Origin of the sequence: Streptomyces sp. NPDC005761, assembly GCF_040630635.1 — a bacterium.
Classification (GTDB): domain Bacteria; phylum Actinomycetota; class Actinomycetes; order Streptomycetales; family Streptomycetaceae; genus Streptomyces.
The window spans coordinates 167,477-188,387 of sequence record NZ_JBEXXX010000005.1 but is presented as its reverse complement, the minus strand read 5'-3'; the positions used below and the strand labels follow the sequence as shown (position 1 = coordinate 188,387).

Sequence of the window (20,911 nt, the reverse complement as noted above, 5' to 3'; positions counted from 1 at the left end):
ACAGTCACTGTGAGGGCCCGGTCCGGGACCGGGGAGGTCTGACGGCGAAGCCTTCCCGGTCCGGCCCGTGCGAGTATCCCTGCCATGGAAGACAGGGCGGGGTGGACAGCCGCCGGACCAGCAGGTGAGGCGACGGCGAAGGACGACTGCCTGGTGTCGCTGCTGGGCCGGACCGTACTTCGGGCGCCGCTCGGGCGGGTGCTGATCACGCCCATCGTCTGCCGGTGGTGCGACTGGGACCAATTCGAAGTGGCTGCGGACGAGTGCTTCTGCGAGGGCTGCTGCCTGCCGGTCGGCATAGCGGACGGAGATGTCCACGAAGGCGGATCCACCTGGGAGCTCGCACCGTCCGCTCCTCCACGCCCCCAACTGTCAACGGCCCTCGGCACGTCGACTGCGCCCGTGTGTCCGGCCGGACACGACGTTTTCGAGGCGGCGATCGCATACGCCTTTGACGCGAACGGCCAGGTCCGCCACCTGTCGGTCGGCCTACGGTGTCCGGTCGACGGCGCAATGCGCCTCCACCTCGACAACAGGCGCGTGGCGACGAGCAGCACCTGACGCCGTCCCCGACAAGGCGTCGCAGACGACGGCTCTCAGGTGCGCCCGGTGCACACGGCCGACGCCGGACGGCCAAGATCGTTTGCCACGAAGGGGGCGGTGCGCCGTCTACGACGCAGCGTCTGATGATGCCGGGGGACTGAGGTCTGCACTCATCCCACGCCCATGAGCTTTGCCGGTCCCCTGCGGGCCCCTCCTCCGCCTCAGTCATGGAGCAGTCATTGGAGAGGCATCCTGGGTCACTACAGGCCGCGTAGCCCGTCGTAGAAGCTGTTGCAGACTGCCCAACAGCCGATGCTGCCGTCGTCGTACAGGCTGCCCATGTACCAGTCGTCATCGTGGAGGGGTTTCACGAGGCACAGGCCGTGGAACCCGAGAACGATTTCCGGGTGCAGGAGCTCCTCCACTCCGGCGGAGGTGCCTACCACCCATTTCACCGACCGGTTCGCATCAAGGACGACGGCCTCTTGGTCCCCGGATACGTCACGGATCCGCTGAAGGGTCCACCCCGGGGGAAGCTGTGCGTCTGTCACCCTAGGAAGATCTCACGCGCCAGGTACCGATTTCCACTTCGCAAGTCGGGTGAGGCGCCAGACCGCATGGCAGGTTCGGCGGTCGTCCTCCTCGCGGTGACAAAGCGCCATCGCCCGGCCTTCAACGGGCCGCCGCACCGGGGCAGGTGGGTACGGAATCGGTCAACATCCCAGCAACGCGACCCTTGGCTGCGGTGGACTGACCCTCAGCTCGGGAATCGCTGGTGAGCCAGCCCCCAACGGGCCGCTGATCTGGGGTAACAATGGCTGGCACCCCGCCGGACCAGCCGTACGCCGGTCCCCGCTGACTGCTCTCTCACCGCACCTGGTGGCACTGTCCCGGCACGGCTACCTTCTGATCCGTAGCTCCAGCCGGTTCGGTCGGTGACGGTCATACCGGACCGGCCGCTACGAGACCGCAGCAAGCCACCAGCGGCCGGACGCGGGGGGCTCTGATTGCGGCACTCCGCTGCGGTACAACAGCGAGCCACCGTCGCGCCTCCTGCGGCCGGGCCGTTGTCAGTGCCACTTGCTAGATTGGCTGGTGGATGGAGACCGGTCAGAGAACCTTCGAGGTCCGCGGTCAAGGGGGGTGGGCACAAAGGTCCCCGGGAGCCACCTCGGGACTATGTTGCAGGCCGTAGATCCCCGCCCCCCTCATCCTCCATGAGGCCAGCGGTCGGCACCTCCACGGAACGACTGCAACGGCGAAGCTCCCTTGAATCCCCTCAGGGACCGCGAGAGCAGCACGGACACAGGGTGGGCTCTCCGGGCGGCCTCAACCGCCAAGCATCCGCCGCCCGACGACCGCCCTGATCCACCCTGCACGGCCCGGACTGCGGTGCCGCCCTCCCCCCGACCAGGGCCACCCCAGGCCTTCTCGCAGACGCGATGATCCGGGTCGTATCCCGCCGCCGCGGAGGCCCCGGCCCTGTCCTCCACGGCCGCGCCCACCCCTTCGCCTTCGGCCGACGACTCGACGTCCGCCCCATCCGCTCCGCCGACTTCGACGGCAGCACCGAATCGCGGTGGAACGAACAAGGCCCAGGCTCTCGGCGTACTGCCGGTGACCTGGGCCTTCTCCGTATGTCCTGCTGGTCGGCGCGGACGGTTTAGAACCGCCGACATCTGCTTTGTAAGCCTGGCATCGACCTCTGGCTCATCAGCGCAGCTCAGTCTGTCTGTGCGCTGCGACGGCGATCACCAGTTGCTGACGCCGTGACGTTCCCCGAATGACCGCGGCTGCCCGCTCGATCTGGCACGCATCTGGCACGCGCGCCTAGAACTCAACACGCTCGCTCACGACGTCGTCACCGGGCTCCCCATAGCGCAGCACGACGTGCGCCGGCCGAAACGGAAGCATGCGCAACCCGGGCTCCATCACCCGGAACAACGCTTCGGCATCAGGACCATAGGCGTAGATCACAACCTCTCCCCCGCCGAACTCATTGCCGTCGACCTCACCAACACCAGCGGCTGCGACCGCGGCACCGATGGACCGCTCGGCTTCAAAGACCAGGGACCTCTGTCCAGGTTCACCGAACTCGTCGCCGCCCAAATGGAAGCGAGCGATCACGGCATGTTCCGGAGTCTCGTCCGCCGAGTCAAAGAGCGCGTCCTGCATGGCTCCACCCTCCCACCGGGGTCTGACAGCCGGCCTCTGGCCCGGGGTTCTGAGCGGGCGGCACTCACAGGAGACACCCGATTTGTAAGTTCGGCCGGTAGCCCGCAGACTCCTTCCGCCATCCGGCTGCGACTGCCAGACGGATGCGCTGGTGTGCCCGCTCGTCCGGCGACGTTGATGTCAGCCGTAGATGTCAGTAGCCGGGTAGCTGATAGAAACGCTGGACACCTGGAGGATCAGTCCCCCGACAGCAGCGCGTCATACATCTCGCTCCGCCATGCATGAGATGCGTCCAGCCACGAGGGTTCGACGGGGGCGACGTCGCGCACGAAGTTACGCATGAAGTGACACCATTTACCGCGCCTACGCAAGCCTTCCTCTGCGACGACCATCAGAACAACACGAGGGAACTTCTTCTTTTTGGCAACCAGGCGGTCCCAGCAATAATTAGAAAGGGAAAGGGTAGCGTCTATCGCCGCCTGCGCTTCCAAGCGTGTTGGGATATATCCGCCGTGAACTACTCGATGTCGCAGGCGATAGCACTTGTGGAACCAGTTAGCGACGGGACCCGTGCCATCGAGAGACCAATTGCCGCCAAGCAGCTCAGAGAAATTCGACTTGACTCGACGGGCTAGGCGCCCCTCAGTAAATATGCCGGCCACTTCCTCCGGCCTTTTCCCTACCTCCCAGCACAAGACTGACAAAAGACCGTCAAGCAAAACCTCGCTTGCTGTGTTACTCAAGGTTACCGCCGCACCGTACCTCCCCTCCCGAAACAGTGCAGTTCGAGCTTCGACAAACCTCTCTTTCCATAGAAATAGAGGGTTTCCTTGATTTAGCATATCCATGTAGTAATCAATGTGGCCCGCATCTTCAGGCTTCATCTGATCACCAGCCGGGAAGTCCGACATGTTGACATGATCAAGCATCATCGCCCCTCCCTCCCCCCAAACGGATACCCTGAACCCAGCTTCCTCGCCATCTTCGGACTTCATAGGGGTAAAGTCACCCATCTGGTAGGGAATAAGGGGACCAATCTTCTCGTAAGTGGGAACTAGACATGGGGCTTCAAGGGCCGCACGGTACGAGCGGGTGAATCGCGCGATCTCCTCGATGCAGCGATTGAACGGGTCGATCTCTGACGGAACATCTTGTGCGCGACTCCATTGGGCTTCCGTATTGCGGGTTCTGTCGTCGACAGTCGTTGCCATGACCGTCGTGTACTGACCAGTCATAGCGGAAGCGTCAAGCATGCCGTCCGCTTGCGGTTCCCCCTTGGCGCGCCTGAGAGCTTCGAAAGTCGCAGCGAGAGCCCCTTGCTGCCGAGACATCCCGTCAGACTGCATGAAAACCAGGTTTACAAACTGCTGGATAGTGCCAACAGATGGATCATGCTCGAATTCCCTATGCCATTCGTACCCGTCAGAAATCGCAAGGGGCTCAGGCAAGGTAATAAAGAACCGCACCAAGCGCGCCACGGGTATCGAGTCTCGTTCCAACGCTTCACCTTCCATGAAGACACATAGTGGCACATTCGTAGCACCAAGGAGGCAACTTTTTTTTTCTCCCCTTGGCAATGACCCTGTGAGCCTCTACTCGGGGGAGGCGGACTTCCGCACGACCTTCCTACTCACCACGCACCCAGCTCCCATCCCGTCCGCCTTCGACCCACATATCGTGGAGCGGGCGTGGTTCAGGGCGTCAAGGTGGAGCGCGCCACTGTACGAACGACCTTGACGCCCGGGGCCGCGACTGCTCGGCTCTGCCTGGGTCGAAGGTGGACGGGATGGGGGCCCCGCGACGCTCGCCACGCTCCGGCCGGCACTCGCGAACGGCGCCCCTTCCCATCCCGGAGTCTGAGCGCCCCCGCCGGAGGCATCATCTTGAAGCCGCGGGCTTGGTTCTCGTCTCATGCCCCCCGGGCCTATCCAGTTGTGGGCGCGCGTCGGCGGCGGCAGCGACGAGCGGGCCGGAGGCAGGAGCGCGGGCGCAGCCAGAGCCGGGAAGCGCGCCCGGCGGAGCGGAGCGCAGCCGGGTGCCTTGATGAGGTAGAGAAACCTGTAACAGCTCGCTGGAGCAGCGGCATGGGGCGACCTTGTGGAGTGAGTTCGCTCCTGATCCCATGGTGGTACGGGTACGCGGAATGCTGGGGGCGGGCGTGACTGGGTTACGAGTGTCGAAGTGGAAGCGCCATGGACTGGACCGGCTATACGTGAACACGTCTGATGGCACGGCAGTGGCATGGTTCGATCGGAACAGTGGGCATATCGAGGTCAAGGACGAGGCCTTACGTCAGCCGATCTTGGATGCCCTGGCCCCGTACATCACCCGTTCGGTGACTCCGCCCGTTGTGATCGCGCCGACGCGACTTCCCCCTCCACCGGAACACGACTTGGCTCTACGACGTCCTGGTGACGCACTGAGAGACAAGATCAAAGAAGTCTCCCCGGGCCTGCTGGAGCGCTGCCGCGCGTGGATGCTGCGGCGTCCCACCGAGGCTGATTCCTGGAAAGCCGGACTCCGTGGTGAACGCGTCGTCAGTCGTGAACTGGCACGGCTGACACGGCGCAACTGGCGCATGCTGCACTCCGTACCGCTCTCCCCGACCTGGGATATCGACCACCTGCTCATAGGGCTCGGCGGTGTCTTCTCGATCAACACGAAGAACCATCGCAACAAGTCGGTCTGGGTCGGTGACCATGCTGTCCGGATCAACCATGGGGAGGGGCGCCCATACCTCCGGAGCAGTCGGCGCGAGGCTGCGATCGTGAAGGACGTGCTCGAACGAGGATGCGACTTCCCTGTTGTGGTGAGCCCAGTGCTCGTCTTCGTCCACCCGGCCGGCCTTACTGTGGTGCCTTCGCTTCGCGACGTGCGGGCGCTCGACGAACGGGGCCTGGCTGCCTTGGCGCCCTTGGCCGGGGCTCTGCGGCCTGAGCAAGTGGAAGCCGTGTATGCCGTGGCGCGGGACCAGCGTTCCTGGGCTGGGGCTTTCTGAGAGTCCCTCAGTGGTGGGCAAGCTTCGGGCCGTCGTGTGCTTACCACTCCGGCTACGGACACGGAGTGGAGCGGCGTTGACGGGGTCTCCTGGCGGCTGTTACTCGCGGTGAGGCGTACGAGGACGATCCCAAGGGGCGCCGCAGGAAGCAGACGCTGCCCCTGCCCGCCCTCTGCGTCGCTCCGCTCCGTTGGGAACGGCTGCGGCAAGCTGCTCTGCGGGACGCTGTCGGTGATCAGTGGGAGGAGACCGGCTACGTCTTCACCACACGGACCGGCCGGCCGATCGAGCCCCGGAACCTGTACCGCTCGTTCACCCGCGTCGCCGCGTCCGCCGGACTCCGCGTCATCCGGCTTCACGATGCCCGGCATGGCTGCGCAACCCTGCTCACCGCCGCCGGCGTCGCTCCCCGCGTCGTGATGGAGATCCTCGGCCACAGTCAGATCGCGGTCACGATGAACATCTACGCCCACGTCGTCCAGGACACGCAGCGCGAGGCCGTGAGTCACCTCGACCGCATGCTTAAGCGGCAGCGTCCAGACCGTGGATGACTGCGTCCGTTGATGTCAGAAGTAGATGTCAAAGGCCCCCAACCATGATCGGTTGGGGGCCTTCGTACTGGTGGGCGCGGACGGTTTCGAACCGCCGACATCTGCTTTGTAAGAGCAGCGCTCTACCCCTGAGCTACGCACCCGTGGATGAGGCAACAGGTTACATGCCTCACGGCACCCGTCGACAATCGGTTGCTCGCGCCCGGGCCCCCGTCCCGGAGGCCGTACGGGGGAAATCCGTACGGGGGATATCCCCACCCCGAGACGGTAGCCGGCCGGATCGTCCCGGCCCCGGGCGCTCCGTACGGTGGAGGCACATCGGCAGAGCCAGCCAGGGGGACTCACCACCATGACCATCCGTAGCCGCACCCGTGCCCGTACGAACGTCCTCGTGGCCTCCGGGGGTGCCGTTCTCCTCGTGGGTGTGCTCAGTGGGTGTGGGAGCACCGACGTGGAGGACGCGCCCGCCGAGCACAAGTCGTTCGCGTACAGCGGGAAGGCGCTGACCATCGATGCGGAGAACTCCACCGTCGATGTGGTGCCCGCCGATGTGGAGCAGATCGAGGTGACGCGCAGGGTCGACGGGTGGGTCGTGCTCGGGACGGGGCCGGATCCCGTGTGGAAGCTGGAGGGCGACAAGCTGACGCTTCGGGTGAAGTGCGACGCGCTCATCAGCGACTGCGGCGCGCACCATGAGGTGAAGGTGCCTCGCGGGCTCGCCCTGACCGTGGACGCGGACAACGGGAAGGTCACCGCGTCCGGGTTCGGTACACCGCTCAAGCTCTTCTCCGACAACGGTGGAGTCGTCGTCCGGGACGTCACCGGGCCGCTGGAGCTGAAGAGCGACAACGGCTCCGTGCGTGGCGAGCGGCTTTCGGGGGCTTCTGTGGTGGCCCGTTCGGACAACGGCGCGGTGAGGCTCGACTTCAGCCGTGTCCCCGATCTCGTGGACACCGTCAGTGACAACGGGAGCATCACCATCGACCTGCCTGCCGGCGCGGACCGGTACGCCGTGTCCGCGTCGGCCGACAACGGGGACGTCTCCGTGGCCGTTCCCCGCAGTGACGACAGCCCGCACGCGGTGAAGGCGCACAGCGACAACGGCGAAGTCACGGTGCGAACTGCGAACTAACGGGCTCGTGTGTTCGTCCTTACCTGGTGGGAGAATGTACCGGGCAGGGCGAAACAGCACGGGAGAGGGATGTGACGGCGACACACGCGAAGCCGCAGGCCAGAGCGGGGGGGAGTTCCGCCGTCAGTTCCGCCGCCGGTGATGTCCCTGTCGGTCCGGACGGACGCGGTCGCGGTCGCGGTGTCCGTGACGTCCTGGTGTTGATGCTGCTGCCCGTGCCGTTGCTCGCCGCGGCTGTGCCTGCCGCCTTCGCCGGGGGTGGTACGAGGCGATGGTTCGGCGGGCGTGGAGAGGGGCAGCGGGCCGAGGCGCAGGCCGCGAAGGATGCCGCCGCCGAGGCCTTCTACGAGCTCGACACCGCCCAGCGCGATCTGCAGATCTCCATCGAGACCATCACGGCCGTGGACAGTTCGCCGGCCGCCCGGAGCGCCGTCGACGGCTTCGCCGCTCTGGGACGGCGCATCGACGAGGCCAGCCACGCCTACATCACGGCCGTCGACGCACACGATCTCGACCGGGACGATCTTGAGCCCTCCGTCGCCTCCCGTGCCCGGGCCGAGCTGACCTCCGCCAAGGACGAGCTCGTACGCACCAAGGGCGAGCTGGACCGGTTCGCCGCCGGGCTCGGTCCGCTGCTCGGAACCGCCGAGACGCAGCTCGCCCGGCTCGCCCCCGCCGTGGAGCGGGCGCGACAGGCGCTCCTGGCCGCGAGCAATGCTCTCGACGCGGTGCGGGCGTCCGGACTGCGGGCGGACGATCTCGCCGCGCGCCTCGCGGCCCTCGCCCCCGAGCTGACCAAGCTCAACCAGGGCGCCGGCCGGCACGGCGTGCCCGAAACCCTCCAGCGCGCCGATCAAGTGCTGCGCGACGCCGAAGCCGTACGCGCGGAGGCGGCGCAGCTGCCCGAGCGGGCCGCCGAGATCGACAAGCGGCTGGTCACCCTGCGTACGCGGGCCCAGGCGCTGACCACCCGGTCGGGCTCCGTCGAGCCCGTGCTCAGCGAACTGCGGCGGCGCTTCTCGGCGGCCTGCTGGCAGGATCTCCAGCCGGTTCCCGAGCAGGCGGCCGTCAATGTGCGCCAGGCCGAGGAGAAGCTCAAGGAGGCCGCGAAGGCGCGCGACGAGCAGCGCTGGGCGGATGCCACGTCGAGGCTGAGTACGGTACGGGCCCTGCTCAACGCCACGGACGAGGCGGTGTCCGCTGCCGGTGACCGGTTGCAGCGGCTGGACGCCGTGGCCAAGGATCCGCAGCAGGAGATCCAGCGCACCCGGTTCGCGATCCGCGACGCCCAGCGCCTCGCCATGGACGGACGTCACACGCCCGAGCCACGCCACGCGCGGCCGCTCGACGACGCGGTGGCCCGGCTCGACCAGGCCGTCACAGCCCTTGAGGGGCGTCACCCCGACTACTGGCACTTCCTGACCGTGACGGAGGGTGTACGGCAGACCGCCGCGCGCGTCGTCTCCGAGATCCGTGAGGAGCGAGGCGCCGGCGCCTGACGGCCGGGCCGGGCCGGGCCGAGGACGCACGACGGCCGGGCCGAGGACGCACGACGGCCGTGCCGGGTCGACGACGCACGACGAACGGAGCGGGCCGACGATCCCGAACGACTGGGCCGGGTCGAGGACGCCCGACTGCCGGAGCGGTCGACGACGCCCGACCGCCGGAGCGGGCCACCTCCACGCACACCTCCCGCGCTCGGGGCCGCCCTGACGTGCGGGGGTCCGGGGCCCGCGGGATCCTGGTAGTACGTGAAGGAGGCCCCATGGCCACGCATGTACTGCGTCCCGCACGGCGGCCCGCCGCCCATCGCAAGGCCACCCGGCTCGACGAGCAGTTGCCGGTGGATCACCGGCTCAGCCGCGTCTACCGGGTCGGCGCGGGGCTGATGGGGCTGGTGCTGCTCGCCTTCGGCATTCTCGGGCTGATCGACAAGATCGGGTTCTTCGACACCGGCGGTGACACCGTCGCGGGCCTCAGCACCAACGGTGCGCTCAGCGTGCTGTCGATCTGCGTCGGGCTGATGCTGTTCATCGGGATGGTCATCGGCGGCAACTTCGCCTCGACGCTCAACATGGTGCTGGGCATCGCCTTCATCCTCAGCGGCTTCGTGAACCTTGCCTTGCTGGACTCCGGGCTCAACTTTCTCGCCTTCGAGATTCAGAACGTGCTCTTCAGCTTCGTGGTCGGGCTGATGCTGATGATGTTCGGGATGTACGGACGCGTCAGCGGCGGGCTCCCCCATGACAACCCCTACTGGCGGGCCCGCCATCCCGAGGAAGCCGAGCGAGAGCAGCGGCTCGCGCGGCGGCGTGCCGTCGAGGAGATGCCTGTCGCCCGCCCCGGCGGATAGCTGCGCGCGGGGGAGACGCCACGCCCCCCGGCCGGCAGCCGCCCGCCGGGAGACGCCACGCACCCTGTCGGCCCGGCAGACAGCAACGCGCCGGGGGACGTCACCGACCCCGGCCCGGCAGATGGCCGCGACCAGGGTGCAGCCGCTCTTCCCGGCCCCACCGGTAGCGGCGAGCGGGGGATGTCCGTCCGCCAGCCCGGCCAGCGGGGGATGTCCGTACTCCTGCCGGCGAGCGGGGATGTCCGTACCTCTGCCAGGCGAGCGGGGGATGTCCGTACCTCTGCCCGGCCGATAGCCTGGGGGCATGCCTCGTTACGAATACCGCTGCCGCTCCTGCGGAGACACCTTCGAGCTCAGCCGTCCGATGGCCGAGTCCTCGTCCCCCGCCTCGTGCCCCGCGGGGCACGAGGACACCGTGAAGCTCCTCTCGGCCGTCGCCGTGGGCGGTTCCTCCGGTTCCGCGCCCGCGCCGTCGGCCGGTGGCGGTGGCGGGGGCTGCTGCGGTGGTGGCTGCTGCGGTTGAGCCGCAACGCCCCCGGCCGGCCGGACCGCGCTCCGTCGCCCCGGCCCGCCCCGGCCCTGCTACCGCTTGCGTGACAGCGTCAGCCCGTCCGACACCGTGAGCATCACGCTGTCCATCCGCGGGTCGGCGGAGACGTGGTTGTTGAACTCCCGGATGGCCGCCGTATCGCCGGTCGCGTGCGGGTTCGTCACGCCGCCGTGGAAGAGGACGTTGTCCGTGGTGATGACCCCGCCCCGGCGCATCCGGGGCACCAGTTCCTCCCAGTACGCGATGTAGTTCCCCTTGTCCGCGTCCAGGTAGGCGAAGTCGATGTGCGGCTCTGCGGGCATGGCCCTCAGGGTGTCGAGGGCCGGGGCGATCCGCAGTTCGATCCGGTCGGCGACGCCTGCCTTCGCCCAGGCGTCACGGCCGTAGGCGGTCCACTCCTCCGAGACGTCGCACGCGATCAGCCGGCCGCCGGCGGGCAGCGCCTGGGCCATCGCCAGGGCGGAGAACCCGGTGAAGGTCCCGACCTCGACGATGTGCCGGGCCCCGGTCAGCCGGACGAGGAAGGCGAGCAGCGGGCCCTGTTCCTCGGCCGACTGCATGCCCGCGTGGTCGGGCAGCCGGGCGTACGTGGTCTCCACGAGTTCGCGCTGCACCGCGTCCAGCGGCGGATTGTGGGCGAGCATGTACGCGTACAGCTCGTCCGTGATCTTGGTTTCGTTTCCCTTGGTCATCGCACCACTCCCCGCTCGGCCGAGTGCTCCGCCGACGGGCGGAAACGCGGTGACTTTAGTCGTCGGACCTCCGGGGTTCGAGCAGATTTCCTTGGCGCGCCGGAAAGTTGACCCCGCCTCAGGCCGCGCGGCGCGGGCCCGACGCGTCGCGGAAGCGGCGGAGGATCTCCTCACCCGCGGCCACCCCGCTCTCGGGGGTCACCTCCACGTGCGGGGCGCTCCATCCGGTGTCGGCCAGTTCGCCGTGGCCGGGGCGCCAGCCCCGGTCGGCGGCCAGCAGGAGGTCGGCGTCGAGCAGGGAGTCACCGGCGGCCAGGGTGAGCGTGGCGCCGGTGCGGCGGACGACCTCGCGCACCGCCGCGCTCTTGGTGAGCGGGCGCGGTACGGCGTAGATCTTGCGGCCCTGGAGTGAGACGGTCCAGCCGCGCGGCTCCGCCCACGCGGCGAGCTCCTTCGTCCACTCCGCGGGCAGCAGGGCCCGGTCGACGACGAGGTAGGCGAAGAGGTCCTCGGCGACCCGTTCCTTGAGTAGCCAGGCGGGGTCGGCGGCGGAGACGAGATGGCGGCGGACCTCGTCGAGCGAGGCGCATTCCTCGGCCAGTCTGCCGGCCACGGTGCGCTGCCAGTCGCGGTCGGAGACGCCGTCCACCAGGATGTGTCCGCCGTTGGCGCAGATCGCGAACTCGGCTGCGGGGCCCGGGAGATGGATGCGGTGGTACTGCTCGCGGGTGCGGGTCGTCGTCGGTACGAAGACCGTGGACGGGCAGCGGGTCAGTTCGTCGAGCAGGGCCGCGGCCGCCTCCGTGACGTACGAGAGGGGCTTCCTGTCGTACACCTCGACGCAGAGCAGGCGGGGCGCTTCGGCGTCCGGCATCGGGAGCTGGAGGGCGGCCGCGGAATAGATGAGGGTGCGGTCGAGGTCGCTGGCGACCAGCGTCAGGGGGGAGGTCACTTGGACTCCACCGCCTTGCCGTCGGCCCCTGTCGCCCCGCGTGTGTACTTCGGGTGGATCAGGCCGACGCAGGTGTAAGGGAGTTCGTCGACCTCCTCTACCGGGACGCCGCGCTGCTGGGCCAGCAGCCTGATGTGTTCCAGGTCCGCTCCCGCGCCGCGCTTGGCGAGGATCTTCCACGGGACGCGGCGCAGCAGGACGCGGGTGGTCTCGCCGACACCCGGCTTCACCAGGTTCACGTCGTGGATGCCGTACTCCTCGCTGATCCGCTCCACCGCGGCCCAGCCCTCCCAGGTGGGTGCGCGGTCCGCGGTGAGCAACTCCTTGACCTCGGCGTCGACGGCGTCGGCGACCTCCGCGAAACGATCGGTGACGGTGTCGAGGAAGTGGCCGGAGACATCGGATCCGGCGAGCTCCCGGTAGAACTTCGCGCCGTGGAAGTCGTGGGGCCCGACGAGGTCGGAGCGCAGGACGGTACGGGAAATCAGTCCGGACACCGTGGAGTTGAGGCAGGCGGACGGGATGAGGAAGTCCTCGCGGGTGCCGTACGTGCGGACGCAGCCGCCCGGATCGGCCAGGACCGCGATCTCCGGATCGAAGCCTCCGGTCCCGTCGGACTCCTCGAACTCGTCGATCGCCGCGGCCAGTTCGCGGGTGATGGCGCCCTTTCCGGTCCAGCCGTCGACGAAGACGACGTCGGCCGGGTCGTGGTGGGCTGCCAGCCAGCGCAGGGCGTTGGCGTCGATGCCGCGGCCGCGCACGATCGAGACCGCGTAGTGCGGCACGTCGACGCCGTGCCGCAGGCGGGCCCAGCGGCGCATCAGTACGCCGACGGGGGTGCCGGCGCGGGCCAGCGAGACGAGCACGGGGCGGGGGCCGCGCTCGGCGAGGACCGTTTCGGTGACCGTGCCGACGGCGCGGGCGATGCGGGCGGCCGACAGGTCCAGGGCGGCCTTGAACAGGTCCTGGTACTGCTCGGAGGGCTGGTACTCGACCGGCAGCGACTCGGCGTAGTGCGCGCCACCGCTCTGTATCGCTTCCTCGCGCTCCTCGGTGGGCGCCTCCAGCTCGGCGTCCGACAGGTCCTGAAGCAGCCAGCCGACCTCGTCCGGCGCGTAGGAGGAGAAGGCGGGGCCGCGGAGGGGCTCGGGCAGCATGGAGTGGTCTTCCTGCCGGTGGGGGGTGTACGAGGGTGACGGCCCGGCGGCGGGAGCCCCGGACGGTACGTACGAGGGGACGACTGCCAGCAGGACATGGGCGGTGTGCGGGGCGAGCTGCTGAAGCAGACCGCGGTGGTCGTGCAGCGCGAGGGTGTCGGCGGTGGAGTCGACGACGAGGACCACGGCGTCGAAGCCGCCGCCCGCGACGTTGTACGCGTAGCGGTCGCCCGGGCCGTCGGCCGGGGCGTCGTGCGCCGGGAAGACCAGCCGGGTGCGTATCGCGTACCCCGGGTCGTCCACGGCGAGGACCGGGGAGCGGGTCGTGGTGGAGTAGCGGACCTCCGCACCGATGCGCTCCTCCAGGGCGGTGCCCAGGCGCAGGGGCGCGTACATCAGCTCCTCGAAACCGAGGACCAGGACGCGGCGCGGCTGCTCGCCCAGCGCCTGCGCGATGCGGTCGGCCATGGCGGGGAGCGCGGGTTCCAGGAGGGCGCGGTGTGCGGGGGTGAAGCCGTGCCGGCCGCCGTCGGGCACTCCGGCGGGCCATTGGAGGTCGATCCGCGTGCAGGGGCCGGGAAGGTTGCGCAGGGGCTGGGCGGCTTCCCCGGGCCGCCCCGCCGGGTGCTGTGCAGCCCGCTGCTCCGCCTCCTGTTCGGCGACCAGGGCCTGCCCCTTCTCCAGGACTCCGTCCGGGAGGTTGACCGTGCCCGTGTTCCTCGCCACGAGGTCGACGCGGGCGCCGATCTCCTCGGCGAACTCGGCGAGCCGGCCCCGGTCGGCCGGGGAGCGCATGTCGACCAGGGCCACGATGACGTACCGCTTGCGGGGGTAGCGCTCGTGCAGGGCTCGGATGGTGTTGAGCACGGTGTTGCCCGTGGAGAACTCGTCGTCCACGAGCACGAGGGTCGCGTCCGGGGCGCCTTCCTCGCCGCTCGCGTCGCCCGCCAGCAGGCCCGGGTCCTCCGGCAGCAGCAGGTGCGAGGTGGCGTGCGAGTGCGACTCCTCGAAGCCGCCGGCCCGTGCCACGCCCTCGACGGGGCGTCGCGTCGAGTGGAGGTAGGGCGCCGCTCCGAGTCCGTCGGCGACTGCGTGGCCGAGGCCGGTGGCCGTCTCCGCGTAGCCCAGCACGACCGCGTGCCGCGCCCCGTCCTCGCCGAGCAGATCGCGTACCCGGCGGCCGAGCTCGACGCCTGCGCCGTACACGACCGAGGGGCGCTGCGGCACGTGCTTGCCGAGCACGTTGGACACGAGCAGATGCGCCCGCTTGGGGTTGCGCCGCAGGGCGAGGCCCAGCAGCTCACGCAGGTCCCCGTCGCCCACCAGCTCGACGCCCAGTCGCTCCGCGACCCAGCTACCCGACCACACCACGTCCGCTGTTTCCTTCCGTTGGCCTGTCACGCGCACCCGTCCGCCGGGCCCGCCGTCGTCACCCGCACCCGTCCACCGGGCCCGCCGTCGTCACACGCACCCGTCCGCCGGGCCCGCCGTCGTCACACGCACCCGTCCACCGGGCCCGCCGTCCGTCGCGCGTGTACTCACCTTGGGTGAACCCGCGCGCCGCCATCCCTCATTCCGCGAGGCTCGCCGCCAACAGGTCCACGAAGCCGACGTCCGCGTTCGCCACACCGAAGACCTCGGCCCGCCGCAGAGTGCGTTCGGCCCAGGCCCGGTGCGGTTTCACTTCGTTCATCTTGTTCGTGTACGCCGAGCGCAGCACCCCGCCGCCGTCGCGATCGGGCCGCAGGATGTCCCGCGCGTCGCTGAACTCCTCGTGACTGACCACGGACAGTGCGTGCACGGGGGCTACGTGCGACGGGTGGATGCAGGTCTTGCCGAGGAGGCCGTTGGCCCGGTCGAGCTCGATCTCCCGCAGCAGGCCGTCCAGGTCGTGTTCGATCAGAGTCGTACGGAGCTCCTCCGCCCTGCCCTCCAGGAAGGGGCTGCGGCGCAGCTGTGGCTTGAACATGCGCTCCTGGAGCCTGAAGTACTCCCAGACGGGGCCGGTGATGGTGAAGCCCGTCCCGTCGGCACGGCCCAGCACGTTGACCACGTCGGCGATGACATCGCCGACGATCCTGACGTCGTACGCGGTCATGTCGGGTGCGCGGCGCAGTCCGTACGCCGAGCAGAAGTCGGTGACCCCGAGCCGCAGCGCGAGCACGCGGTCACGGTAGGTGTCGACGGTGCGGGCGATCTTCTGGAGGGACTCCTGGCGGGTCTCCAGGTGCAGGAGCTCGGGCGATTCGAGCACGGGCATGGCGAAGAGCCGCCGACCGGCGGCGGACTCGGCCTTGGTGAGCGCTTCCATGAACGGCACGCCACGCTCTTGCGTGAATTTGGGAAGTACAAAACCGGACAACAACTGGACGGATTCGCCGAGCCGGTGGACGAGGTCGGTGATCTGGCGTGGTTCCCGGACACGAATGAACAGCAGCGGCAGCTCGCCGCCCCGTTCCGCGAGGTCGGCGAACTGCCTGACGAGGTTCTCCTCGGCGTCCGGAACCTCGGAGTCGTCGATCGAATCCTCCAGGCACAGCACCATGGAGACGACTCCGCGGCGGGCCTGCTTGACGACGTCGTCGGCAAGCCGGGGCCGGGTGGCCGGGCTGTAGAGCGTGGCACCCAGGGCCGCCGCGAGGACGGGGGCCGGTGAACCGGCGTCGAAGTCGCACGGCTCCCGGAAGAACAGATCGTCCTTCACGGCCGGTGCAATATGCCCGAAATGACGCATGTGATTCCCCCCGTACTACCTGGTCGGCCGGACAACGTGTGGCCGGTAATAGTACGTACGGACAGGTGTCAGCAGTTCCCGGCACACATGAATTCCGGGTAACTCGTCCATTTAGCGATGGTTCCGAAGGGCGCGAACGGGCACGTTCCGGCATTCCCGCGCGACACGGCTTGCGACCCCCGCGTTGTCCGCACGGGCAGCCAGCAGGCAGGATGACCGGCATGACGCACGCGATGGTGAAAGGCTCGAACGTCCCCCTCGACGCCATGGCCGTACGGGCGGTGCTGCGCTGGACCCCGGGCACCGGCGTCCCCGACGTGGACGCCTCGGCCCTGCTGCTGGGCTCGGGCGGCCGCGTGCGCTCCGACGAGGACTTCGTCTTCTACAACCAGCCCCGTCACCCCTCCGGCCTGGTACGACGGCTGCCGAAGCGAAGCCTGCCCGAGGGCCTGACGGACACCATCGAGGCCGACCTGAACGCGCTCGACCCCTCGGTCGACCAGGTAGTCATCGCCGCGTCCTCCGACGGGGCCGCCTTCGAGCACGTGCGCGATCTGCGCATCCTGCTCTACGACGCCACGGCGTCGGGCGGCGAGCCCCTCGCCGTCTTCGACGTGCGGCCGGAGACGGGCGAGGAGACCGCGATCATCTGCGGCGAGCTGTACCGGCGCGGCGATGGCTGGAAATTCCGGGCCGTGGGGCAGGGGTACCCGACCGGTCTCATCGGCCTCGCGACCGCCTTCGGCATCTCGGTGGACGAGTCCGAGGCCGTCGCCGAGCCCGGCCCGACGCCGCCGCCCGCTCCCGCGTTCCCGCCCGCGCCGCCGGCCGGCCCGGACTCACAGGCCACGGTCCAGCACCAGCAGCCCACGTACGGCTACCCGCAGCCCGCTGCGGCTCCTCCGGTGCCCGCCCCGGGCTCCTCGTACGGCTACCCGCAGCCGGCGTCCGCACAGCCCGCCTACGGCTATCCACAGCCGGCGGCCGCGGCAGCGTACGCACCCGACCCGAATTTCGTGCTGCCACCGCAGGGGCCGCAGTTCATACGGCCCTGACCTGCCGCCCTGAGGGCTGTCCCGCCCTCAGGCCCGGGTCTTGTAACCGCGTCCCCACTGCATGCCGTACCCGTACAACCGGTCCAGCTCCGACTGGAAGCCGTACACGAACTTCACCTCGCGCCGCACGATCAGTTCGCCCTTGGTGTTCTCCACGGTGAACACGGCGCACGAGCGGGCTTCCGGGGCCCGTTCGTCCAGCTCGATCTCGATCCGCGGTCCGTTGCCCGGATAGAGCGTCACCTTCGCGTGCGTACGGTCGAAGGCCGGGGTCTGGTCGTAGATGTAGACGAAGAACAGCATCCGCTTGATCTGTTCACGCTGGTCGAGGTTGACGTAGACGGTCTCCCCCGACGGGGCCCCGAAGCGGTCGTCGCCGCTGAGCCTGATGTACGGCGGCCCGTTGAGATCACCGATCAGATTGCCGAGCGGCTGCACCACGCCCTTGGTGCCGTCCGCCAGCTCGTACATGCAGCCCAGGTCCAGGTCGACGTTGACCACGCCCTGGGTGTGCGCCTGGACGACGTCGGGCTGGAAGAGCTTCAGCGGCCGCAACAGCCGGCCGCTCTGCCGCGAGCGGCCCTCGATGTCGGACGTACGCATCTGCCAGGAGAGATTGACCCGGAGATTGCCGGTCAGCGCGCCCTGCTTGGTCAGCGAAACCGTGGCGTGCCGCCTGGAGAGCACGATGGAGTTGCTGGCCGCGCTGCCCGACTCGAACTGAGCTTCCCGCCCCGGCCACAGGCTGTTCCAGAACGCCATCCCGAACCCCCACACATGTCGGCCCCACCTGTCGCACGCGGCACGTGCGACGCACGCACCGCTGCGGGGCGGCTCCGGGCCGGATCCGGGTGTTCTCCGGAACCGTTGCCGTACGAGCCGCCCCGCAGAGAGCGTTCCTCATTCCCTACCGGGTCACACCCCGGCGGAGACTTCCGTACTGCCTTCGCCTCCAGCGGCCTCGATCGCCTTGTTGCGCCGGACCGAGGACCAGAAGGACCAGCCGATCAGGATGATGCCGACGGAACCGGTGATGAGCTCGTGGATCTCGTACTGGATCGTGACGAGCAGGATGACGGCCAGCGCGCCGATCGCGTAGTGCGCGCCGTGCTCCAGGTAGACGTAGTCGTCCAGGGTGCCCTGGCGGACCAGGTAGACCGTGAGCGAACGGACGTACATGGCGCCGATACCGAGACCCAGGGCCATCAGCACGATCTCGTTGGTGATCGCGAAGGCGCCGATGACGCCGTCGAACGAGAAGGACGCGTCGAGCACTTCCAGGTAGAGGAACATGAAGAACGCGGCCTTGCCGGAGAGAGCGACCGCGGAGATCTTCTTGCCTGTCCGCCTGGCCTCTTCCTCCTCCTCGTGTTCGCGTTCCTCCTCTTCTTCGAGCTTGTTCTCGAAGAAGCCGGAGAGACCGCCGACGATGAGGTAGGTGATCAGACCGGCGACGCCTGCGAGCAGGACCGTCTCCGCCTTGTCCGCGTGCCCGCCACCGTGCTGGTGCGCCTGGGTCGCGAACGTCAGGGCGGAGATCAGCAGGACGATCAGCGCGATGCAGACCGACAGCATGTCGACCTTGCCGAGCTTGGCGAGCGGACGCTCGATCCAGCGCAGCCACTGGATGTCACGGTCCTCGAAGATGAAGTCGAGGAAGATCATGAGCAGGAACATGCCACCGAAGGCAGCAATCGCCGGATGGGCGTCGGTGACCAGTTCCTTGTATCGGTCCGGGTCGTTGAAGGAGAGATCGATCGCCTCGATCGGTCCCAGCTTGGCGGTGACGGCCACGATCACGACGGGGAATACCAGCCGCATACCGAAGACCGCGATGAGCACACCGATCGTGAGGAAGATCTTCTGCCAGAAGGCACTCATCTTCTTCAGGATTCCGGCGTTGATCACCGCATTGTCGAAGGACAGCGAGATCTCCAGGACGGAAAGGATCGCCACCACTCCGAAGGCTTCCCACCCCCCGTAGAACCACGCTGCGACCAGACCGATCGCGGTAATCGCGAACGACCAGCCGAAGGTTTTCAGAAGCACTGGCTACCCCATCATGTATGTAACGGGTCTCCCCCGACGTGCACGGGGCTCCCCCGCGCCGTGCGCGGCTTTACGAAACGTTGACCCCGAAGTCTAGAGCGATGCCCCGCAGTCCTGACGCGTACCCCTGCCCCACTGCACGGAACTTCCACTCGCCGTTGTACCGGTAGAGCTCGCCGAAGATCATCGCGGTCTCCGTCGAGGCGTCTTCACTGAGGTCGTAACGCGCGAGCTCCTGACCGTCCGCCTGATTGACGACGCGGATGAACGCATTGCTGACCTGGCCGAACGTCTGCCCGCGATTGTCGGCCTCATGGATGGAAACCGGAAAGACGATCTTGTCGCAGTGGGCCGGCACCTGGTCGAGGTTCACGATGACCGACTCGTCGTCGCCCTCGCCCTCACCCGTGAGGTTGTCGCCGGTGTGCTCGACGGAGCCATCGGGGCTCGTGAGGTTGTTGTAGAACACGAACCACTCGTCCCCGAGCACCCTGCCCGACTGGCACAGCAGTGCGCTGGCATCGAGGTCGAAGTCCGCCCCCGTCGTGGATCGTGCGTCCCAGCCGAGTCCGATGAGTACCTGGGTGAGATTGGGTGCGGCCTTGGAGAGGGAGACATTGCCTCCCTTGGCGAGCGTGACGCCCATGCTGTGTCCTCCCCGAGTCGATGAACCGGTGATGAACCGGTGAATCCGTCTGTTGAGCGCGTCCGGCGCCGCACAGGGTGCGGCGCCGGACGGGACATGCTGAAGGTCTGTCCGGGGCCGCGGCCCCGGACGCTTTGCTAGACGTTGACGCCGAAGTCCTGCGCGATGCCGCGAAGACCCGAGGCGTAGCCCTGACCGATGGCGCGGAACTTCCACTCCGCACCGTTGCGGTACAGCTCGCCGAAGACCATGGCGGTCTCCGTCGAGGCGTCCTCGCTGAGGTCGTAGCGCGCGAGCTCGGTGTTGTCGGCCTGGTTGACCACGCGGATGTACGCGTTGCGCACCTGGCCGAAGCTCTGCTGACGGGACTCGGCCTCGTAGATCGAGACCGGGAAGACGATCTTGTCGACGTCGGCGGGGACACCGGCCAGGTTCACCTTGATGACCTCGTCGTCGCCCTCGCCCTCACCGGTGAGGTTGTCACCGGTGTGCTCGACGGAACCGTCGGGGCTCTTGAGGTTGTTGAAGAAGACGAAGTTGCCGTCGTTGCCGACCTTGCCCTCGGCGTTCGTCAGCAGGGCGCTGGCGTCGAGGTCGAAGTCTCCGCCGGTGGTGGTACGAGCGTCCCAGCCCAGACCCACGATGACCGCGGTCAGGTTGGGCGCGGCCTTGGTCAGCGAGACGTTGCCGCCCTTGCTGAGGCTGACTCCCACGAGTCCTCCCATTGGTTTCTTTGGGGGCCGGCCGGTGCCGGCGCCTCCACGTGTTGGCATCCGATCAACGAGTGGATCCTAGTGACCGGTTCCCGGCCAAAACAGGCTTTTGGCCGGGGGCCACCCCGAGATCCGCCGGATATCGGATCAGAGGGCGCCGAGCGCCTTGATGTACTCGTTGAGGTCGCGCGCGTCGGGCAGGCCGTTGACGACCGTCCAGCGCACCACGCCCTCCTTGTCGATGATGAAGGTCCCCCGCACCGCGCAGCCCTTGTCCTCGTCGAAGACGCCGTACGCGCGCGAGGTCTCACCGTGCGGCCAGAAGTCCGAGACGAGCGGGTACTCGAGGCGCTCCTGCTCGGCGAACACGCGCAGCGTGTGGATGGAGTCGTTGGAGACGGCGATCAGCTGCGTGTCCTCGTTCTCGAAGGTGGGCAGCTCGTCGCGGAGCGCGCAGAGTTCGCCCGTGCAGACGCCGGTGAAGGCGAACGGGTAGAACAGCAGCACCACGTTCTTCTCGCCGCGGAAGTCCGAGAGCTTCACGGTCCGGCCGTGGTTGTCCTTCAGCTCGAAATCCGGGGCCTTGGTGCCGACCTCGATCGCCATGAAAA

General features: G+C 68.3%; 19 protein-coding genes, 1 tRNA gene and 1 pseudogene. 8 read left to right on the top strand and 13 right to left on the bottom strand.

Annotated features, from left to right (window positions below; all coding sequences use genetic code 11):
* Nucleotides 1-153: 153 nt before the first annotated feature.
* Nucleotides 154-561: a hypothetical protein gene (locus ABZ434_RS07410; protein ID WP_359132811.1), complete on the top strand. Its 408-nt coding sequence runs from the start codon at nt 154-156 to the stop codon at nt 559-561.
* Between the two features lie 242 nt (nt 562-803).
* On the opposite strand, the gene ABZ434_RS07405 is transcribed toward ABZ434_RS07410, so the two are convergent.
* The 3 genes from ABZ434_RS07405 to ABZ434_RS07395 form a co-directional block, all read right to left on the bottom strand.
* The gene (locus tag ABZ434_RS07405; RefSeq protein ID WP_359132810.1) at nt 804-998 is read right to left on the bottom strand and encodes a hypothetical protein; all 195 of its coding nucleotides are present in this window, start codon (nt 996-998) and stop codon (nt 804-806) included.
* A 1,375-nt stretch (nt 999-2,373) separates the two neighbouring features.
* The gene (locus ABZ434_RS07400; RefSeq protein WP_359132809.1) at nt 2,374-2,718 is read right to left on the bottom strand and encodes a hypothetical protein; all 345 of its coding nucleotides are present in this window, start codon (nt 2,716-2,718) and stop codon (nt 2,374-2,376) included.
* Between the two features lie 236 nt (nt 2,719-2,954).
* Nucleotides 2,955-4,232 carry a hypothetical protein gene (locus ABZ434_RS07395; protein ID WP_359132807.1) on the bottom strand — a complete coding sequence of 426 codons (1,278 nt, stop codon included), beginning with the start codon at nt 4,230-4,232 and terminating at the stop codon, nt 2,955-2,957.
* Nucleotides 4,233-4,930: 698 nt separating this feature from the next.
* Between ABZ434_RS07395 and ABZ434_RS07390 the strand changes: the two genes are divergently transcribed.
* Together ABZ434_RS07390 and ABZ434_RS07385 are read left to right on the top strand one after the other, a co-directional pair.
* Nucleotides 4,931-5,716, top strand: a complete 786-nt coding sequence (locus tag ABZ434_RS07390; protein ID WP_359132806.1) for a nuclease-related domain-containing protein — start codon at nt 4,931-4,933, stop codon at nt 5,714-5,716.
* A 104-nt stretch (nt 5,717-5,820) separates the two neighbouring features.
* Nucleotides 5,821-6,267 (top strand): annotated as a pseudogene (locus tag ABZ434_RS07385) (tyrosine-type recombinase/integrase); the annotation flags it as partial.
* 68 nt (nt 6,268-6,335) lie between these two features.
* On the opposite strand, the gene ABZ434_RS07380 reads toward ABZ434_RS07385, so the two are convergent.
* Nucleotides 6,336-6,410: transfer RNA gene (locus ABZ434_RS07380), tRNA-Val, on the bottom strand.
* Between the two features lie 206 nt (nt 6,411-6,616).
* Between ABZ434_RS07380 and ABZ434_RS07375 the strand changes: the two genes are divergently transcribed.
* The 4 genes from ABZ434_RS07375 to ABZ434_RS07360 all read left to right on the top strand — a co-directional run bounded on the left by ABZ434_RS07375 (nt 6,617) and on the right by ABZ434_RS07360 (nt 10,275).
* Nucleotides 6,617-7,399 carry a DUF4097 family beta strand repeat-containing protein gene (locus ABZ434_RS07375; protein WP_359132805.1) on the top strand — a complete coding sequence of 261 codons (783 nt, stop codon included), beginning with the start codon at nt 6,617-6,619 and terminating at the stop codon, nt 7,397-7,399.
* A 71-nt stretch (nt 7,400-7,470) separates the two neighbouring features.
* The gene (locus ABZ434_RS07370; RefSeq protein ID WP_359132803.1) at nt 7,471-8,898 is read left to right on the top strand and encodes a hypothetical protein; all 1,428 of its coding nucleotides are present in this window, start codon (nt 7,471-7,473) and stop codon (nt 8,896-8,898) included.
* A 266-nt stretch (nt 8,899-9,164) separates the two neighbouring features.
* The gene (locus tag ABZ434_RS07365; RefSeq protein WP_359132802.1) at nt 9,165-9,752 is read left to right on the top strand and encodes a DUF4383 domain-containing protein; all 588 of its coding nucleotides are present in this window, start codon (nt 9,165-9,167) and stop codon (nt 9,750-9,752) included.
* A gap of 304 nt (nt 9,753-10,056) precedes the next feature.
* Nucleotides 10,057-10,275 (top strand): zinc ribbon domain-containing protein, encoded by a 219-nt coding sequence (locus ABZ434_RS07360; protein ID WP_359132801.1) that lies wholly within the window; start codon nt 10,057-10,059, stop codon nt 10,273-10,275.
* 59 nt (nt 10,276-10,334) lie between these two features.
* Here ABZ434_RS07360 and ABZ434_RS07355 read toward each other — a convergent pair whose 3' ends face one another.
* The 4 genes from ABZ434_RS07355 to ABZ434_RS07340 form a co-directional block, all read right to left on the bottom strand.
* Nucleotides 10,335-10,994, bottom strand: coding sequence for a class I SAM-dependent methyltransferase (locus ABZ434_RS07355; RefSeq protein ID WP_359132800.1), 660 nt, complete (start codon nt 10,992-10,994; stop codon nt 10,335-10,337).
* A gap of 118 nt (nt 10,995-11,112) precedes the next feature.
* Nucleotides 11,113-11,946 (bottom strand): HAD family hydrolase, encoded by an 834-nt coding sequence (locus ABZ434_RS07350; RefSeq protein WP_359132799.1) that lies wholly within the window; start codon nt 11,944-11,946, stop codon nt 11,113-11,115.
* On the bottom strand, nt 11,943-14,504 hold the full coding sequence (locus ABZ434_RS07345; protein ID WP_359132798.1) for a phosphoribosyltransferase: 2,562 nt from the start codon (nt 14,502-14,504) through the stop codon (nt 11,943-11,945). Before ABZ434_RS07345 ends, ABZ434_RS07350 begins: the two co-directional genes overlap by 4 nt.
* 169 nt (nt 14,505-14,673) lie before the next feature.
* A complete protein-coding gene (locus tag ABZ434_RS07340) occupies nt 14,674-15,837 on the bottom strand; it encodes an HpcH/HpaI aldolase/citrate lyase family protein (protein ID WP_359132797.1) in 1,164 nt (387 codons plus the stop codon).
* A 221-nt stretch (nt 15,838-16,058) separates the two neighbouring features.
* Between ABZ434_RS07340 and ABZ434_RS07335 the strand changes: the two genes are divergently transcribed.
* Nucleotides 16,059-16,892 (top strand): TerD family protein, encoded by an 834-nt coding sequence (locus ABZ434_RS07335; RefSeq protein ID WP_359132796.1) that lies wholly within the window; start codon nt 16,059-16,061, stop codon nt 16,890-16,892.
* Between the two features lie 27 nt (nt 16,893-16,919).
* Here the strand turns inward: ABZ434_RS07335 and ABZ434_RS07330 are convergent, their stop codons facing one another.
* The 5 genes from ABZ434_RS07330 to ABZ434_RS07310 form a co-directional block, all read right to left on the bottom strand.
* Entirely contained in the window at nt 16,920-17,654 is a 735-nt protein-coding gene (locus ABZ434_RS07330) for a Tellurium resistance (protein WP_359132795.1), read from the bottom strand.
* Nucleotides 17,655-17,807: 153 nt separating this feature from the next.
* The gene (locus ABZ434_RS07325; RefSeq protein WP_359132794.1) at nt 17,808-18,941 is read right to left on the bottom strand and encodes a DUF475 domain-containing protein; all 1,134 of its coding nucleotides are present in this window, start codon (nt 18,939-18,941) and stop codon (nt 17,808-17,810) included.
* 70 nt (nt 18,942-19,011) lie between these two features.
* On the bottom strand, nt 19,012-19,587 hold the full coding sequence (locus ABZ434_RS07320; RefSeq protein ID WP_352121589.1) for a TerD family protein: 576 nt from the start codon (nt 19,585-19,587) through the stop codon (nt 19,012-19,014).
* A 137-nt stretch (nt 19,588-19,724) separates the two neighbouring features.
* On the bottom strand, nt 19,725-20,300 hold the full coding sequence (locus tag ABZ434_RS07315) for a TerD family protein (RefSeq protein ID WP_219572022.1): 576 nt from the start codon (nt 20,298-20,300) through the stop codon (nt 19,725-19,727).
* Nucleotides 20,301-20,447: 147 nt separating this feature from the next.
* Nucleotides 20,448-20,906, bottom strand: a complete 459-nt coding sequence (locus ABZ434_RS07310; RefSeq protein WP_359132793.1) for a peroxiredoxin — start codon at nt 20,904-20,906, stop codon at nt 20,448-20,450.
* Nucleotides 20,907-20,911 lie beyond the last annotated feature (5 nt).

Excerpts from the sequence above, each read along its gene's own strand:
- ABZ434_RS07400 (WP_359132809.1), bottom strand. The coding sequence starts at position 2,718 with ATGCAGGACGCGCTCTTTGACTCGGCGGACGAGACTCCGGAACATGCC.
- ABZ434_RS07395 (WP_359132807.1), bottom strand. The coding sequence starts at position 4,232 with ATGGAAGGTGAAGCGTTGGAACGAGACTCGATACCCGTGGCGCGCTTG.
- ABZ434_RS07375 (WP_359132805.1), top strand. The coding sequence starts at position 6,617 with ATGACCATCCGTAGCCGCACCCGTGCCCGTACGAACGTCCTCGTGGCC.
- ABZ434_RS07365 (WP_359132802.1), top strand. The coding sequence starts at position 9,165 with ATGGCCACGCATGTACTGCGTCCCGCACGGCGGCCCGCCGCCCATCGC.
- ABZ434_RS07360 (WP_359132801.1), top strand. The coding sequence starts at position 10,057 with ATGCCTCGTTACGAATACCGCTGCCGCTCCTGCGGAGACACCTTCGAG.
- ABZ434_RS07355 (WP_359132800.1), bottom strand. The coding sequence starts at position 10,994 with ATGACCAAGGGAAACGAAACCAAGATCACGGACGAGCTGTACGCGTAC.
- ABZ434_RS07340 (WP_359132797.1), bottom strand. The coding sequence starts at position 15,837 with ATGCGTCATTTCGGGCATATTGCACCGGCCGTGAAGGACGATCTGTTC.
- ABZ434_RS07335 (WP_359132796.1), top strand. The coding sequence starts at position 16,059 with ATGACGCACGCGATGGTGAAAGGCTCGAACGTCCCCCTCGACGCCATG.
- ABZ434_RS07330 (WP_359132795.1), bottom strand. The coding sequence starts at position 17,654 with ATGGCGTTCTGGAACAGCCTGTGGCCGGGGCGGGAAGCTCAGTTCGAG.
- ABZ434_RS07320 (WP_352121589.1), bottom strand. The coding sequence starts at position 19,587 with ATGGGCGTCACGCTCGCCAAGGGAGGCAATGTCTCCCTCTCCAAGGCC.
- ABZ434_RS07310 (WP_359132793.1), bottom strand. The coding sequence starts at position 20,906 with ATGGCGATCGAGGTCGGCACCAAGGCCCCGGATTTCGAGCTGAAGGAC.